17 protein-coding genes are annotated in these 16,493 nt (G+C 44.0%); 12 read left to right on the top strand and 5 right to left on the bottom strand.

Annotated elements, in window-relative coordinates; translation table 11 throughout:
• Nucleotides 1-209 precede the first annotated feature (209 nt).
• The 8 genes from ON01_RS16040 (at nucleotide 210) to pruA (ending at nucleotide 8,415) form a co-directional block, all read left to right on the top strand.
• Entirely contained in the window at nucleotides 210-1,184 is a 975-nt protein-coding gene (locus ON01_RS16040; protein WP_010532023.1) for a LacI family DNA-binding transcriptional regulator, read from the top strand.
• A gap of 16 nt (nucleotides 1,185-1,200) precedes the next feature.
• Entirely contained in the window at nucleotides 1,201-2,097 is an 897-nt protein-coding gene (gene rbsK / locus ON01_RS16045; protein ID WP_010532024.1) for a ribokinase, read from the top strand.
• Nucleotides 2,094-2,489 (top strand): D-ribose pyranase, encoded by a 396-nt coding sequence (gene rbsD / locus ON01_RS16050; protein ID WP_010532025.1) that lies wholly within the window; start codon nucleotides 2,094-2,096, stop codon nucleotides 2,487-2,489. Before rbsK ends, rbsD begins: the two co-directional genes overlap by 4 nt.
• A gap of 21 nt (nucleotides 2,490-2,510) precedes the next feature.
• Nucleotides 2,511-4,010 carry a sugar ABC transporter ATP-binding protein gene (locus ON01_RS16055; protein WP_010532026.1) on the top strand — a complete coding sequence of 500 codons (1,500 nt, stop codon included), beginning with the start codon at nucleotides 2,511-2,513 and terminating at the stop codon, nucleotides 4,008-4,010.
• 67 nt (nucleotides 4,011-4,077) lie between these two features.
• Nucleotides 4,078-4,956: an ABC transporter permease subunit gene (locus ON01_RS16060; RefSeq protein ID WP_138919826.1), complete on the top strand. Its 879-nt coding sequence runs from the start codon at nucleotides 4,078-4,080 to the stop codon at nucleotides 4,954-4,956.
• A gap of 19 nt (nucleotides 4,957-4,975) precedes the next feature.
• Nucleotides 4,976-5,920: a ribose ABC transporter substrate-binding protein RbsB gene (gene rbsB, locus ON01_RS16065; protein WP_010532028.1), complete on the top strand. Its 945-nt coding sequence runs from the start codon at nucleotides 4,976-4,978 to the stop codon at nucleotides 5,918-5,920.
• A 514-nt stretch (nucleotides 5,921-6,434) separates the two neighbouring features.
• Nucleotides 6,435-6,743 carry a hypothetical protein gene (locus ON01_RS16070; RefSeq protein ID WP_010532029.1) on the top strand — a complete coding sequence of 103 codons (309 nt, stop codon included), beginning with the start codon at nucleotides 6,435-6,437 and terminating at the stop codon, nucleotides 6,741-6,743.
• Between the two features lie 124 nt (nucleotides 6,744-6,867).
• Nucleotides 6,868-8,415, top strand: a complete 1,548-nt coding sequence (gene pruA / locus ON01_RS16075) for an L-glutamate gamma-semialdehyde dehydrogenase (RefSeq protein ID WP_010532030.1) — start codon at nucleotides 6,868-6,870, stop codon at nucleotides 8,413-8,415.
• A 187-nt stretch (nucleotides 8,416-8,602) separates the two neighbouring features.
• Here the strand turns inward: pruA and ON01_RS16080 are convergent, their stop codons facing one another.
• The 4 genes from ON01_RS16080 to ON01_RS16095 all read right to left on the bottom strand — a co-directional run bounded on the left by ON01_RS16080 (nucleotide 8,603) and on the right by ON01_RS16095 (nucleotide 12,419).
• Nucleotides 8,603-9,595 (bottom strand): ABC transporter substrate-binding protein, encoded by a 993-nt coding sequence (locus ON01_RS16080; protein WP_010532031.1) that lies wholly within the window; start codon nucleotides 9,593-9,595, stop codon nucleotides 8,603-8,605.
• Between the two features lie 43 nt (nucleotides 9,596-9,638).
• Nucleotides 9,639-10,400: an ABC transporter permease gene (locus tag ON01_RS16085; protein ID WP_010532032.1), complete on the bottom strand. Its 762-nt coding sequence runs from the start codon at nucleotides 10,398-10,400 to the stop codon at nucleotides 9,639-9,641.
• Nucleotides 10,384-11,166 carry an ABC transporter ATP-binding protein gene (locus ON01_RS16090; RefSeq protein ID WP_010532033.1) on the bottom strand — a complete coding sequence of 261 codons (783 nt, stop codon included), beginning with the start codon at nucleotides 11,164-11,166 and terminating at the stop codon, nucleotides 10,384-10,386. Before ON01_RS16090 ends, ON01_RS16085 begins: the two co-directional genes overlap by 17 nt.
• 203 nt (nucleotides 11,167-11,369) lie before the next feature.
• The gene (locus ON01_RS16095) at nucleotides 11,370-12,419 is read right to left on the bottom strand and encodes a dipeptidase (protein WP_010532034.1); all 1,050 of its coding nucleotides are present in this window, start codon (nucleotides 12,417-12,419) and stop codon (nucleotides 11,370-11,372) included.
• A gap of 175 nt (nucleotides 12,420-12,594) precedes the next feature.
• Here ON01_RS16095 and ON01_RS16100 point away from each other — a divergent pair, with 175 nt between their 5' ends.
• Both ON01_RS16100 and ON01_RS16105 read left to right on the top strand, forming a co-directional pair.
• On the top strand, nucleotides 12,595-13,311 hold the full coding sequence (locus ON01_RS16100) for an FAD-dependent oxidoreductase (protein WP_010532035.1): 717 nt from the start codon (nucleotides 12,595-12,597) through the stop codon (nucleotides 13,309-13,311).
• Between the two features lie 277 nt (nucleotides 13,312-13,588).
• Nucleotides 13,589-14,476: a DMT family transporter gene (locus ON01_RS16105; RefSeq protein ID WP_010532036.1), complete on the top strand. Its 888-nt coding sequence runs from the start codon at nucleotides 13,589-13,591 to the stop codon at nucleotides 14,474-14,476.
• A gap of 74 nt (nucleotides 14,477-14,550) precedes the next feature.
• On the opposite strand, the gene ON01_RS16110 is transcribed toward ON01_RS16105, so the two are convergent.
• Nucleotides 14,551-15,000, bottom strand: a complete 450-nt coding sequence (locus ON01_RS16110) for a flavodoxin domain-containing protein (RefSeq protein ID WP_010532037.1) — start codon at nucleotides 14,998-15,000, stop codon at nucleotides 14,551-14,553.
• A 408-nt stretch (nucleotides 15,001-15,408) separates the two neighbouring features.
• Between ON01_RS16110 and ON01_RS16115 the strand changes: the two genes are divergently transcribed.
• Nucleotides 15,409-15,687: an aminotransferase class III-fold pyridoxal phosphate-dependent enzyme gene (locus ON01_RS16115; protein ID WP_010532038.1), complete on the top strand. Its 279-nt coding sequence runs from the start codon at nucleotides 15,409-15,411 to the stop codon at nucleotides 15,685-15,687.
• Nucleotides 15,611-16,444 carry an APC family permease gene (locus tag ON01_RS16120; RefSeq protein WP_050901135.1) on the top strand — a complete coding sequence of 278 codons (834 nt, stop codon included), beginning with the start codon at nucleotides 15,611-15,613 and terminating at the stop codon, nucleotides 16,442-16,444. The genes ON01_RS16115 and ON01_RS16120 overlap by 77 nt, the downstream gene beginning before the upstream one ends.
• Nucleotides 16,445-16,493: the final 49 nt, after the last annotated feature.

Raw genomic sequence — 16,493 nt, forward strand, 5'->3', positions numbered from 1 at the left:
TATAGTATAGGTTGGAAAAAAGGTTTGAGGTTGTCATCAAACCTTTTTCCAATTATTAATGGTAGATTCTATTATCTATTCTATTGACATATCTATGTAATCGCTTTATTATAATATGTAACGGGTTACATGAATCCGCTATTATTTTATTAATATGTAACCCGTTACATGAGTAGAGCGAAAAATACATGATAGAAAGGGCTTATTGTATGGCGACTATCCGTGATGTAGCTCAGCTCGCCAAGGTTTCGACGGCGACGGTTTCCAGGGTCATTAACAGCAATGGCTATGTGAATGAAGGGACAATAAAACGTGTCAAAGAAGCGATTGAACAATTGAATTATTTTCCCAATGATGTGGCACGCAGTCTGTTTAAAGGCCGCTCAAAAATGATTGCACTGTTTGTGCCTGATATTACGAACCCCTTTTTCCCTGAACTTGCGCGAGCTATTGAGGATGTTACGAACCGGCATGATTATACCTTTGTCCTTTGCAATACGGATAGCGATATCCATAAAACAACTAATTACCTGAATGCACTGCAGCAAAAATCTGCTGACGGCTTTATTATTGTTTCAGGCTCACTTACAGAAGACCATCTGAAAAATATTCAGGCACCGATTGTAGCGCTCGACCGCATCATCAGCACTGATATTTCTTCGGTAACTGTCAATAATCGGATTGGCAGCAGGCAGGCAGTAAACTATTTGAGGTCGCTCGGCTGCAGACGGATTGCCCACATTGCAGGACCAGAACATGTCGACAATGCCATATACCGTATGCGGGGGTATTTGGATGAAGTAAAACATGAAGATTGGTTTGACAGCAGTTATGTGGTATCGGGTGCGTATCATTTTGAAACAGCGCGGGAAGCTGCTGTACATTTGTTAACGAACAATCCGAGGATTGATGGAATTTTTGCCGGGAATGATCTAATGGGTACTGCTGTGCTGAATGCCGCAGCATCACTGGACATAAAAGTGCCAGAGGATCTTGCAGTAATTGGTTTTGATGGGATTTCCATGGGCGAAAGGGTCACTCCGGCATTAACGACGATGGCTCAGCCTATTTATGACATGGGTGCGGAAGCTGCAGAAATTCTAATAAAACAAATCAGGACACCATCTCAAAAGGTGATGAGAGAAGCGTTTAAGGTTAAACTAATCGAGCGGCAATCGACCTAAAGAAAGGAGAAAATACATGGGCCCTAAGTCGAATGTATGCGTTGTTGGCAGCATTAATATGGATCTGACCGTAACAACCGATAAAATGCCAATGCAAGGTGAAACAGTTCTTGGTGATACGTTTTTCACCAATCCTGGCGGTAAGGGAGCGAATCAGGCAGTAGCAGCAGCCCGGATGGGAGCTGATGTGAACTTCATCGGTGCCGTCGGTGAAGATGCTTTTGGCAAAACACTTCGCCAGAACCTTACCAGTGAAGGTGTTCGGACAACAGGCATGGAAATAGTTCCTGATGTAGCCACCGGGACAGCAACGATTATCTTATCTGAAAATGATAACCGTATTATCGTCGCGCCTGGGGCCAATCATCATGTGACACCTGAACTCGTGCGGAATCAGCGCGAGTTAATTAAGAATAGTGACATGGTGCTTATGCAGCTTGAAATCCCGATGGAAACGATTGAGTTTACTATGGATGTCGCGGAAGCAAATGGTGTTCCAGTCATATTGAACCCCGCACCATTCCAGGCGCTGCCGGAGAAAGTTCTGAAAAGCGCTGCTTATATGACACCAAATGAAATTGAGCTTGCATCAATGAAAGAAGGTTCGCTGTATAAATCTATTAAGGAAAAGCTGATCGTAACCCGCGGTGATAAAGGTGTGTCGTTTGTTGAGAATGGAATCGGACGGGATATCGGCGGACACCATGTACAGGTAACTGATACTACAGGTGCCGGGGACACGTTTAATGGGGCGTTAGCTGGTGAGCTTGCCGGTGGCGCGAAGCTTTCAGAAGCAGTCAGTGTCGCAAACGCAGCTGCAGCATTGTCGGTCTCAAAGATGGGGGCACAAGTTGGGATGCCGTCTAAACAGGACGTTCAAATATTCCTAGAGGAGAGGAAAATGTCCGAATGAAGAACACAGGAATGCTAAACCGTGACATCACCTCTGTTCTCGCAAGGTTGGGGCATACTGATACGCTTATTATTGCAGATTGCGGGCTGCCCATTCCGGATGAAACGGTGACGATTGATTTGTCAATCAAGGTGGGGACACCGGATTTTCTGTCTGTACTCGAAGCAATTGCAGACGATATGGTGATTGAGGAAATGACACTTGCGGAGGAAATCAAAACATCGAATCTGGCGTTGTATAATCAGCTAAAGACGGATTATGCCGGTATTCCAAAAAAATATCTGTCACATGAGAACCTGAAACAAGAAATCACAAATGCAAAGGCTGTTATCCGCACCGGAGAAGCAACGCCATTTGCCAATGTTATTTTAAAATCAGGCGTCATTTTTTAGCAAACATAGGGAGGTGAAACTGTGCCAAATACACCTTTTGCAGAAATGCAGGGAATCAGTAAATCTTTTTCCGGTAACCAAGTGTTAAAAAGCGTCAATTTTTCGGTGGATAAAGGCGAGGTCCACGCCTTGGTCGGGGAAAACGGTGCCGGGAAATCAACACTGATCAAAATTCTGACCGGCATTCATAAACGGGATGAAGGTGCTGTCAGGATTAACGGAAAAGAGGTCCATTTCTCTCATCCAAAAGAGGCTGAACAGCAAGGAATCATGGTTATCCATCAGGAATTGAATATCATTCCGCATCTGACCGTTACCGAAAATATGTTTCTGGGCAAAAATATCGCTTATGGCAAAACCGGCATCCTCAATACAAAAGAAATGCGAAAACAGTGCAAAGCAAACCTGGAAAGATTAGGTGTATCAACGATCGACCCGGATGATATTGCCGGGGATTTGTCAGTCGGGAAGCAGCAGATGATTGAAATTGCCAGAGCGGTATCAACAAATGCCGAGTTAATTGTGATGGACGAGCCGACTGCTGCCTTGACAGATCGTGAAATTGACAGTCTTTTTGAGGTTATTCAGTCATTACGGAAAAATGGTGTTGCAGTTATATACATTTCGCACCGGATGGAAGAGATTTTTAGGATTTGCGATCGTATTACTGTATTGCGTGACGGTGAGTATATCGGAACCAAAAACGTTACCGATGTTGATTTCGATGGCATTGTTAAAATGATGGTTGGGCGCGAACTGGGCGAAAGATTTCCGGAACGCGATTACACAGGCGGTGATGTCATATTTGAGGTGAAGAGCCTGGCCAGAAAAGGGCTGTTTGATGATATCAGTTTTTCAGTAAAAGAAGGCGAGATTCTCGGTGTCGCAGGATTAATGGGTGCCGGGCGCTCGGAAATTATGGAGACGATTTTCGGCTATACCCATAAACAAAACGGCAGCATCCATTTGAACGGAAAAGAATTACCCATTAAACATCCGTCAGATGCGATTAAAGCGGGTATCGGTTTTATAACCGAAGACAGGAAATCGAAAGGATTGCTCACTGACTTTTCCATCGGGGACAATATTTCGTTAACGAATATGAAATCGGTTTCCAGTAACGGCATTATTTCGGCTAATAAGGAACATCGATTGATTGCTGAATTGATGGATCGTTTGAAAGTTAAGGCAACCGGTGCCACTCAGGAAGCGAAGGCGTTAAGCGGTGGCAATCAGCAAAAAGTGGTTATTGCCAAATGGCTTGGAATTGAACCGAAGCTGCTTATTCTGGATGAGCCGACAAGAGGAGTTGACGTTGGCGCCAAGAAAGAGATTTATAACATCATGAATGAATTAACCAAAAACGGTGTTGCCATTATCATGGTTTCCTCAGATTTGCCGGAAGTACTGGGCGTAAGCGACCGCATAATGGTCATTTATGAAGGCAGGATCGCGAATATATTTGATCGCGATCAAGCCGATCAGGAAAACATTATGACAGCAGCTGCAGGAGGTGAGTAAATTGAATTGGAAGGCGAATCTATTTAAAGATTTTTCCAAATTGGGCCCATTAATCGGACTCATTATAATGGTTATTTTTCTTGGGTTTATGAGTGATGCCTTTTTTACACTCGATAACATTTTAAACCTGCTTCGTCAGATTTCTGTTAATGCACTGATTGCGTTCGGGATGACGTTTGTTATTTTGACGGCAGGTATTGATTTGTCAGTTGGCTCTTTGCTTGCTTTAGGAAGCGCACTAACAGCAGGGCTTTTGACAAGCGGCATGGATCCAATGCTGGCAGTACTTCTGGGACTTTTGATTGGGTTGGGTCTTGGTGCCATAAACGGATTGATCATTACAAAAGGAAAAGTGGCACCGTTTATTGCGACGCTGGCAACGATGACCGTATATCGCGGTGCAACGCTTGTTTATACTGATGGCATGCCTGTAACAGGGCTATCTGACAGTTTTGCATTTGAAATGATTGGCGGGGGATATGTTTTTGGGATTCCTTTCCCGGTAATTTTGATGCTGGCTGTATTTCTGATTCTGTTTTTTGTTCTCAAAAAGACGGTGTTCGGCCGCCAGGTGTATGCCGTTGGGGGTAATGAGGAAGTGTCGGTGCTGTCAGGCATCAAGGCAGACCGTGTCAAAATATGGGTTTATTCCCTAACCGGAATGCTCTCTGTTCTGGCTGGTCTGATACTAACAAGCCGCTTAAACTCAGCACAGCCTACTGCCGGGGAAATGTTTGAACTGGATGCCATTGCAGCAGTCGTTATTGGCGGTACGAGTCTCATGGGAGGCCGCGGACGGATTACTGGTACATTGATCGGCGCTCTGATTATCGGCGTTATCGACAATGGTCTGAATCTCATGAATGTGTCGTCCTTCTATCAGCAAATTGTAAAAGGCGGCGTCATTCTGCTTGCGGTATTACTGGATAGAAAGTCCAATAAATAAATTTAAGGAGGCGTTTTAAATGACTCAATGGTTGAAAAGGTTAGGGGTTTTGTCAGTATTGCTCTTAGTTGTCAGTGCTTGTTCAACAGAAAGTCCCGGTTCATCAGATGAAGGCGGGGAGAGTTCTGAAGGATCTTCAGATGATTCAGTGAAAATTGGACTGTCCATTTCCACTTTGAACAATCCGTTTTTTGTGACATTGCGTGATGGTGCAGAAACTGCGGCCGAAGAAGCCGGATATGACATTGTGGTAACGGATGCACAGGATGATGCGTCAACACAATTAAGTGATATTGAAGATTTATTGCAGCAAAATATTGATGTTCTACTGGTTAATCCAGTCGATTCGGAAGCAGTCGTCACTGCAATTGAATCGGCCAATTCTCAGGATGTGCCGGTCATTACCGTTGACCGTAGTGCTGAAGGCGGAGAAGTTGTCAGCCATATTGCCTCTGATAACGTGTCAGGTGGTGAGATGGCCGGAGAGTATATTGCAGAGCAACTGGGTGAAAGTGGAAAACTGGTTGAATTGCAAGGTGTCCCAGGCGCTTCTGCAACGAGAGAAAGAGGGAAAGGATTCCATAATATTGTTGATGGAATCGATAGTCTGGAAGTCGTTGCCCAGCAATCGGCAAACTTTAACCGCTCAGAGGGCCTGAATGTTATGGAAAACATCATCCAAAGTACGGACCAGATTGACGCCGTATTCGCTCATAACGATGAAATGGCACTGGGGGCAGTAGAGGCGCTTCAATCAAATGGTATGCTGGAGGATGTGACTGTTGTTGGCTTTGATGCGACAGACGATGCGGTTGCAGCTGTTGAAGAAGGAACAATGGATGCAACAATCGCCCAGCAGCCGAAATTAATCGGAGAAAATGCGATCGACGCAGCTGGATCGGTTGTCAGCGGCGAATCTGTCGATGAATTTATTCCTGTTGAATTGCAGATGGTCACGGAATAGTTGCTGTATCGAGAAACCGGTCGCTTCACTTAGGTGAGGTGACCGGTTTTTTGGAATTTTAAATAAATACTTGCATATCAAAAACCTTTGTTCTATAACGACTGATTATAATGAAACAACACCAGACTATGATGCGCTTTAGAAAAATTGATTGAAGCGTGTATGTTGTTTCTGGTTCCGAATTTGCATCAGAAGATTGACTTCTCCAAATCGCCTGATTTCCTTAAACAAGAATTCTTCAGTTAAATATTCAACGGAATCTGTAAATTATGAGTGCTAGTATTATGTATACAATATGGCAAGTTTAGAACACTAATAAGGGGTTGTTCAAAGAGTCCGGTAAAATGACGCATCGAATTTCGTCGTTGGCTTGTTTCTCCGCTGCTCATGTAATGCATACATTCCGCTGTTCGAAATAGCGCCGCCTCGAACTTCTCGGTCCTTTTTATCCTCCTTTTTGAACAGACTCTAATAAGGAAACGATAATTTAAACAAAGTCGAAGTGGTGATGTGAATGAAAATCTTTTTCTCTGGAATTACTCTCATGCTTGCAGTTTTCCTGACAACCGGTGTAACGGGAGTGGCCGGTAAACCAACTGAAAATGAAACCGAGCAGCATAATTGGCAGGAATACAGCACCCATTATGAAACAGTCAAAGTCAGATCACACGATTATACATACTGGAAGAACTTTATCGAAAAAACCCGGACATGTAATGTTTCACATAAACTGAAAGCAGTTGTCTACTATTGTGATGTACATGATCATACTCATTCTGAAATCTTTCTTGAAGACACCATTCATAGTGAAAAGCATTCATAGATCAGGCATATGGGGTACCTTCGATTTTTCGAATGCACTGAATTTCACCGGATTGCGTTTTCATATGAGTTTATAGTAAACTGAAAATAAGTTTGTTTCTATTTTTATTGGGGAGGTTATAACTTTGGTATTACCATATAAACACGAACCATTTACTGATTTTACCGATAAACAAAATCGTGCAGATTATGAATCCGCTCTCAGAAAAGTTGAGAGTGAACTGGGGCAGGATTATCCATTGGTTATCGGCGGGGAAAAAATCTATACCGATGATAAACTTGTCTCGGTTAATCCAGCCAATAAAGAGCAAGTAATTGGAAATGCATCAATGGCGACCAAAGACCACGTAGAACAGGCTATGGAAGCGGCAAAGGAAGCTTTTAAAGTATGGAAAAAATGGACTCCGGAAGAGCGTGCCGAAGTGATGTTCAAAGCAGCTGCGATTGCACGCCGCCGCAAGCATGAAATTTCCGCTTTGATGTCCTATGAAGCAAACAAACCATGGGGACAATCCGATGCTGACACAGCTGAAGGCATCGACTTCATGGAATACTACGGCCGTCAGATGATCCGTCTTGGAGAGGGCCGGGAAATCAATGACCGTCCCGGCGAGAACAATACGTACTTCTATCAACCGCTTGGACCAGGTGTAACGATTCCGCCATGGAACTTTGCATTTGCAATCGTAGCCGGAACAACAGTCGGACCTATTGTAGCCGGCAATCCGGTATTGATGAAGCCATCTGAAAATACACCTGTTATCGCTTATAAAGTAGTAGAAATTTTGGAGGAAGCCGGTCTACCTAAAGGCGTCCTCAACTTTGTTCCAGGCGATCCGGCAGAAATTGGCGACTACCTTGTCGACCATAAAGACACACATTTCATTAATTTTACCGGCTCACGTGGAACAGGTACACGCATTTACAACCGAGCATCTGTTGTTCAGGAAGGACAAACGCACTTGAAGCGTGTTGTGGCTGAAATGGGTGGTAAAGATACGATTATTGTAGACAATGAGGCAGATCTTGATCTTGCTGCAAAATCGATCGTTGACTCAGCATTTGGCTTCCAGGGACAAAAATGTTCCGCATGCTCACGGGCTATTGTTCATCAGGATGTTTATGATGAAGTGCTGGAGAAAGCCATTGAAAAAGCAAAAGCTTATACTGTCGGCAATCCTGGTGAAGAAGATGTGCCGATGGGCGCTGTGGCTAACCAGAAGCAGTTTGACAAAATCAAAGACTATATTGAAATCGGTAAAAAAGAAGGCGAACTCGTTTATGGCGGGACAACTGATGATTCCAAAGGCTATCATGTTCATGCCACCATCTTTAAAGACATGGATCCAGAAGGGCGCATCATGCAGGAAGAGATCTTTGGACCTGTTGTAGGATTTTCTAAAGCTAAAGACTTTGATGAATTGTTGGATATTGCCAATAACACTGACTATGCACTAACTGGAGCGGTTATTTCGAAAAACCGTGCACATTTGAACCGTGCCCGACATGATTTTGAAGTCGGCAACTTGTACTTCAATCGCGGATGTACAGGCTCAATTGTTGGCTACCAGCCATTCGGCGGGTTCAAGATGTCCGGAACAGATGCCAAAGCGGGTGGACCGGATTATCTGCTGAACTTCTTGGCTCCTAAGACTGTGACGGAAGCTTGGTAAAGTATAGATTTTAAATAAAAAAAAGCGTCGGTTGTTAACCGACGCTCTTTTTTTATATGATGGAGTAATTTAATACAATGACATAAACAGACTCGTTGATGAGGTATAGGTGCAAGCAATAAAAGAAGTGCCTTAAATACTTTTGTCCCAGCCTCTATTATCGGAATAGCCCATTTTCTTCTCTACTCTATTGAATAAATGTTTTATTCACAAATCCTTCAAAATCAGGTTTCTCTTTCAGGAATTGGAGGTCATGAGATGAGTTTCCGAATTCCTGGATGACGTCCGCATCGACTTCATACGTAAAGTTTGTTCGTTCCCATGCATTTTCCATAACGCTTTTTTCCAGCTGCTGATCGGTGATGTCAGCGATGCCTTCGATGGTAATATCGATGGCTTCGTCAGGGTTTTCGTTTATATACTTAACGGCTTCTTTATGGGCGTCAACTAATTTTTGCACCTGGTCACTGTTGTTTTCGATCATGTCATCTGATGTGACCATGACAGCTGCCGGCAGTGTCTTACCAAATGAAATTTCACTGGTTGGGATGACAACGTTGGCGTCCACTTTTGCTTCCATAACAGAGGCCCATGGTTCTGGTGCTGTGGCTACATCCACATCCCCTTTTTCAAATAAAGACTGGTACCGTGCAGGTTCACCGGTTACGTGCTTCATCGACCCGCCAATCCGTTCAGAAGTGATTCCCTTCTCTTTCATATATGTTTCGAACTGAACATTGTGTGTGCACCCGACACGCGGTGAAATGAACGTTTTTCCCTTGATGTCTTCCCATGATTTAATGCCGCTTCCGTCACGGGATACAATGACTGTGCCACCGGTCGATGATGCACCAATGATTTGAGCGTCCACACCGGAAATAAAGCTGTTCATGGCTGGCCCCGGTCCGACAAGCCCGCCTTGGATTTCACCTGCTGCCAGAGCTTTCATAAATGTGGCGCCATCAGGGAACGTCTGGTATTCGATGTTGACATTTTCCCCTAAGTGATCCTTATACATTTCTTTTTGTTTCGCCACCATGGCCGGGGCATGGTTCAGGTTAGGAAAATAGCCGATGGTTACTGTTTCATTTTCTTTATCGCCTGAAGCCTCACCACTGCCTCCGCAAGCCGCAAGAATCAGAAGTGTGCTGATCATCAATAATCCCAAAAACTTTCTCAACTTGAAAATCCCCTTTCTATTGAAAATGAATTATTTATTACTGTTACGCTGCTTCTTCCATCCCCCAGCGTTTGAGTACTTTATTTTCGATCCGCTGGAATACAAGCTGATCGACAATCGAACCAATGACACCGATGATGATAATGATGCCAATAACGAGACTCATGTTGTTAAAATCCGATGCATAACTGAGTGTGTAGCCAAGCCCAGGACCTGTGCTCAGCATTTCGCCGGCCATCAGTGCACGCCAGCTGAATGCCCATGCCAGACGAACGCCTGTTACTGCATGCGGAATGGACGCTGGCACAACAACCTTCAAAAATAGATCCATTCCTGTTGATCCCATGGTGCGTGCTGCTTTCAGGTATATCGGTGCGACATTTTTGATTCCTATGCGCATATTCATCGTCATGACGAATGTTCCACCGATTATGACGACAAAAATGATCGATGCTTCAGTGAAGCCAAACCAGATGATAGCAAGCGGTACCCAGACAATACTTGGAACGCTTTGCAATGCTAAAATCATAGTGCCAAGCGTTTCGTCAGCGGTTTTCACTTTGGCCAGCAATACACCTAGAAGTGTTCCAATTACGAGCGAAATCGAAAGCCCAATAAGCAGGTGGCGGAAACTGGCGATAATGTCATAAACCAATGTCATGTCTGCCAAACCAGCATAGATTGTTTCGGCAACTGTAAACGGACTTGGAATCATAGAATCCGGCCAGAAGCCGAGCAGAAAAATCCCATGCCAGATTAAAATAAGGGCAACGAAAAAAATAATACGTTTAACGACTACCGGCATACTGCAACTCCTCTTCCATCACATTTTCAATCTCTGTCTTCAAAATCGCCATGACGTCCTCTTCCAGTGCAGCCATATCCTGTTGCTTACGCGGCCGTTCTACATTAACCTTAAAATCAGAAATAATAGTGCCTGGCCGTGCACTCATGATGATAACGCGGTCCGATAGTTTAATAGCTTCCCGGATGCTGTGCGTGACAAATACGATTGTCTTTTTAGTATCCAGCCAAATCTTTTCCACTTCATCCTGGAGTACCTGGCGTGTCTGTTCATCCAGTGCACCGAATGGTTCATCCATCAAAAGCAGCCCAGAATCCATCGCAAGGGCCCTGGCGATAGCGACGCGCTGCTGCATCCCGCCGGAAAGTTCATGCGGGTAATTTTCGGCAAACTGACTAAGGTGAACCATTTTTAAATAATCCGCTGCCGCTTGTTCCTGCTTCTTTTTACTCAATTGTTTGCGCAGTGGGAAAGTGACATTTTCTTTTACCGACATCCATGGGAATAACGCCGGTTTCTGAAATACCATACTTTTGTCCGGCCCCGGTTCTGTAACTTCTTTGTTTTCAAGAGAGACCGAGCCTGATGACGGGTTTGATAGTCCGGCAATCATGGATAAAAGGGTTGATTTACCGCATCCTGAAGGTCCCAGCAATGAGATGAATTCGCCTTCATTGATTTCCAGATTAATATTTTTCAATGCTTGGAGCGGCTGTTCATCTTTTTTTTGGAATGATTTAGAGATGTTATTGATGTCCAGGTACATGGTTTCACTCCTGTTAATTTAATTCACATTAACTTTATCGGAAATATGCGTTTTAAGCATTTTACCATGGTTTTATTCATTTTCCAACAGAAAACCAAATAAAATTAAAAAATGGGCGCTGAGACAAGGTGTCTGACACTCTGTCCTGACTAAAAAAGCCCATATCCTGTTTAAAAGATATAGGCTTCTTCTTGTTTTTATGATTATTTCCATGTATCCCGCAGTACACGCATCCAGTTACCATAGGTGATTTTCTGCAGTTCACTATCATGAAACCCATGTACTTTCAGACGCTCGATGAGTTTTGGAAGTCCTGTAACATCCCCTAAAGAATCGGGGACAGTCGTGCCGTCAAAATCAGATCCCAATGCAACATGCTCGACACCGAATTTTTCGGCGATGTATGCTACGTGACGGACAATTTCATCCAGTGAAATATCTGTTCCAAGTCCGCCATCCTCCCGAAGCATGTTGACCGCAAAGTTGATACCTGCTAAACCGTTTGACTCGGCGATGGCCGAGAGCTGTTTGTCGGTCAGGTTCCGGGCAATCGGGCTGAGAGCATGTGCGTTGGAGTGGGTTGCCACGAGCGGGGCATCGGTGAGCGCCGCAACATCCCAGAAGCCTTTTTCATTAAGATGGGTGTTATCAATCATAATCCCGAGCTTGTTGCATTCGCGTACAAGAGCTCTGCCGTTATCGGTAAGCCCGTCTCCTGTGTCAGGGGATGATGGATAGCGGAACGGCACGCCTTCTCCGTATACATTTGGCCGACTCCAGACAATCCCGAGAGACCTTAGTCCGGCCTGATGGAGGACATGAAGCGCATCAAAGTTGCTGTCGATTGCCTCGGCCCCTTCAATATGGAAAATCGTCGCCATGATGTCATGTTCCAGGCAATACTTTAATTCATCAGTCGACCGTACAACCTTCAGTTGACCTTTTGCTTCGAATTCAAGCTTGAACAATTTCGCTGCAAGCGCGTTTGTGAATGATAAAGCGCGTTCATGGCTGATCTTTGGTGGAAGCGGCACATCATAGCCATCATCAGTCATGTGCTCTTTAGGCTCAGCTTCATAGTCCTCGTTCGGTGTATAAACCGCAAAAAATCCACCGGCAAAACCGCCTTTTTTGGCACGGGGCAAATCAATATGCCCGGCTGAGCTTTCCTCGAAAAAAGATGGCGGGTTATCCGACATGTGCAGTCTGAGCAGGGTATCGTTGTGGCCGTCGAATATTGGAAAATTGGTCATAATAGGTCGCTCCTTTATTTTTATTTTGTTGATATCGTATCATATTAAGATGGAATTAGGTTGCTTTAACTCGACTGTTTTAAAGTCTCTGTATAACATGTTTAAAGAAGTATAATTGGGGAAGAAATTAAATAGAGTATGCTCAGAATCATTTTAATCAAAAGGGGATGAAAGTATGGCGGAAGAAAAAATTAAATTGGTTAAAAAGGAAAAAATAGCGGATGACACGATGGCGTTTCACTGGGAGATGCCAGATGGATTTGAATTTAAAGCTGGTCAGTTTGGAGATTTCACATTAATTGATCCTAGTGAAACAGATGAAAAAGGAAACAGTAGAGAATTTTCCTTTGTATATGCCCCGTCTGAAAATGAACTAGTGACAGCGACACGTATGCGGGACTCGGCATTTAAACGGGAACTGGAAAAATTGCCGGAGGGATCTGAAGTAAAATTTGACGGTCCGATTGGCCATTTCACGCTGCATAAAACCGAATCAACTCCAGCTGTTTTCATTATTGGGGGAATTGGTATTACACCGATAAGAAGTATGATCGCTGAGGCGACAGAACAGCAGACTTCACACGATATGACACTGCTTTTTTCCAACACCAAACCTGAAGATGCCCCGTTCCAATCGGATCTCAAAAAATTTGAGGAGCAAAACCCGAACTTCAAATTTGTCCCTGTCATGACGCAGGCTGATTCGGATGAATGGAATGGAGAAAGCGGCTACATCGATGAGGACATGCTGAAACGTTATGTTTCTGATGTGAGTGAACCGATTTATTACCTTTCCGGGCCGGGTGGTATGGTCAATGATATGTATGACATGCTAGTAGAAGCAGGTGCGAATGAGGATAATATCCGTGCCGAAGAGTTTTATGGCTATTAATAGGATGATATACAGAATTGGAGCTATCATGGTGTTCACACCGTGATAGTTTTTTCTGAAAAATAGGAAGTATAAAATTTAGCAATATATTTGTTAGCGAAATAAGTTGCGTCTAAGTACTCCCGAAGTTCACAGAGAAATCCCCAAAGTTCACAATTAAATTCCCGAAGCTCATCAATAAATCTCACAGCCTTAGAAATATCCTCTGTGCCCACTAATCACCTTATCTTTTTTTACGGTTTCATGTATAATAGGTGGGGCGATAAGGGGGAGGGACATGAATAAAAAAGCTTTTGTGATGGCGTTTATAACAATCATTATATGGGGTTCAACTTTCGCTGCTATTCGTGCGAGTCTTCACGGCGGCTACAGTTCAGGGCATCTGGTGCTGACCAGGTTTCTGATCGCCTCAGGGGCCTTTCTTTTATACGCCTTGTGGCCGGGGACAAAATTCGGTTTGCCTAAGAAAGAAGATATCATTAAAATTCTTGTGCTTGGATGGATCGGTATAACTATCTACCATACCGGTATCACATTCGGCGAGCAGACCGTTGCCGCCGGAACAGCAGCAATGATTGTTGCTTCAGCTCCTATATTCACAGCCATTATAGCTATTTTTGCATTAAATGAATACCCGAGTGTGTTCGGATGGATCGGGCTTGGCATTGGTTTTGTCGGGATATTTCTGATAACACTCGGCACGTCGGGAACAGGTTTTAATATTACAGCGGGCGCATTCCTGATTGTGATTGCGGCGTTTGCTACATCAATCTTTTTTGTGTTTCAAAAAACGCTGTTGCCCAAGTACCGGCCGATCGAACTGACAGCGTATTTCACGTGGGCCGGGACAGTGCCGCTTCTGATTTTCTCCCCTGGTCTGATAGAAGGTTTGCAGGGAGCGACGCTTGAAGCACACTTGTCAGCGGTTTATGTTGGTATTTTTCCCGCAGCCATTGCTTATGTGACATGGGCGATTGCGCTTTCCAGCGGCAGAGCGGGTGCTGTGACAAGCATGATATATATTGAACCTGTGTTTGCTATTCTGGTAGCATGGGTCTGGCTTCGGGAATTGCCGAGTGTGCTGTCTGTTATCGGCGGGTTAATTGCTATTTCGAGTGTGATTGTTGTCAACATTTTCGAGCGAAGACGACGGTCAACAGGATAATGGGAGATCTTTTGACAGATAAAGCGCGAATTCCTGTATTGGTTTAAACGGAATTCGCGCTTTATATGATCGGTCTATTTTGTTTCAAGGTTCAGCACGGCATCTGCAAATGATTTGCCGTGTTCAATGTCTTTATCGTCAGGCTCAAGCTCAAATTTAAACTTTTCTTCGTATACAGTTGCGCCCCGTTCTTTTGCTTTGGCGGCAAGTGTGTCAATTGCCGGTCCATATATATCATAATAGGTATCACATGATCCGAATACACCTACCGTTTTGCCGTTAAGATCAATTTCGTCCATATCGAAATAGAAATCCTCTACTTCAAACGGAATGTCGTCATCCCATGAATACGATCCAAACAAAATGCTGTCAAATTCCGCTAGTCGCGAAACATCAATCGGATCGAGGTCAAACGATTTATGTGCCACCTCATGTCCGTTTTCTTTCAAGTGTTCGGTCATGGTTTCTGCCATTATTTCTGTGCTTCCTGTCAGACTTGCGTACAAGACCAGAACATTAGCCATATGAAATCATCTCCTTCAACATACTAACCTTTCTACATTATACCGTCTAATGAAAATTATTTTCAATTAATAGATGTCATATTTTTGAATGTTTCCGTGCTACTTGGTCGTTTGTCGGAAATCCCATATTACCACATCATTTTCAGTATAATATCAGCGGATCACTTTTTTGTGATGCAGATCAATTTTGAAGAACTTTACAGCAGTTTTTTAACTATTGAATAGTTCCAAATCTTTTGATATATTAGTGAATAATAAACAACAGATTAACTGCCAAACTTGATTGACTTTGCTGATGAAGCAAAGCAGTGCCTTAGGTTGAAACCAGTTCTATTAACAGGTGTATGGTGCATATACCTGTTTCATATAACTGGTTTTTTATTTCGAAAAAATACGAGGAGGATGAACATGAAAAATTTAATCGAACTCGACAAAAAGCATTTTCTTCACCCGACTTCCTCAATCCAGCAGCAGCAGGAAAACGGGCCAAAGGTCATTATGGAACAGGGCGACGGAATTTTTTTGACTGACAGAAATGGGAACGCATACATTGATGCAATGTCATCGTTATGGAATGTCAATATTGGACATGGCCGTAAAGAGCTGGCTGATGCAGCGGCAAAGCAAATGGATTGCAGGGCTTCTGACAGTCGTCATTATGACACCTTTTATGTTCGTTGGATTTGATGTAATTCCCCAGGCGGCGGAAGAAATTAATTTGCCGCAGAAAAAGATCGGACAGTTGCTGATTGCTTCAGTTGTGTTAGCCATTGCCTGGTATGTGGCTGTTATTTTTGGCGTGTCACGGGTGATGGGACCCAGTGAGCTCAGTGATTCAAATCTGGTGACAGCTGATGCGATGGCAAACGCTTTTGGCGACAGTCGAATGATGGGCAATTTTCTGGTACTTGGCGGTATCGGGGGTATTTTGACAAGCTGGCTTGGCTTTTATGTTGGCGGCAGCCGGGCGATTTTTGCTTTGGCCAGAGCGGGCATGCTGCCGAAATCATTAGGTGTGCTACATCCAACGTTTAATACACCGCACCGGGCAATTTTGCTGATTGCCGTTTTATCCACTGCCGCACCTTTATTGGGACGGCCAGCACTTGTATGGCTGGTGGATGCGGGCGGACTTGGACTGGTCGTGGCATGGTTCATGGTGGCGCTTTCGTTCATTATTCTCCGCAGAAAGAATCCAGAAATGGAGCGTCCGTTTAGGCTTCCCGGAGGTACCTTCATCGGATGGGTTGCTGTCATCATGTCGGCCGGTGTTATGGTATTGTATATGCCCGGCATGCCGTCAGCCCTTATTTGGCCGTATGAATGGGCGATTGTCGGCCTTTGGGTCATTCTAGGATTAATTCTGTATAAAGTATCATTGTCGAAATACGGAAGGGAATATGCAGATAAACATATGAAAGCTGAAATTGATCAAGTCAGTTAACCAGAACACATACACATCATTGTCATGAATCGGAAACAGGACTTCTGAA

This window comes from Lentibacillus jeotgali, assembly GCF_000224785.1.
Taxonomy (GTDB): Bacteria; Bacillota; Bacilli; order Bacillales; family Amphibacillaceae; genus Lentibacillus; species Lentibacillus jeotgali.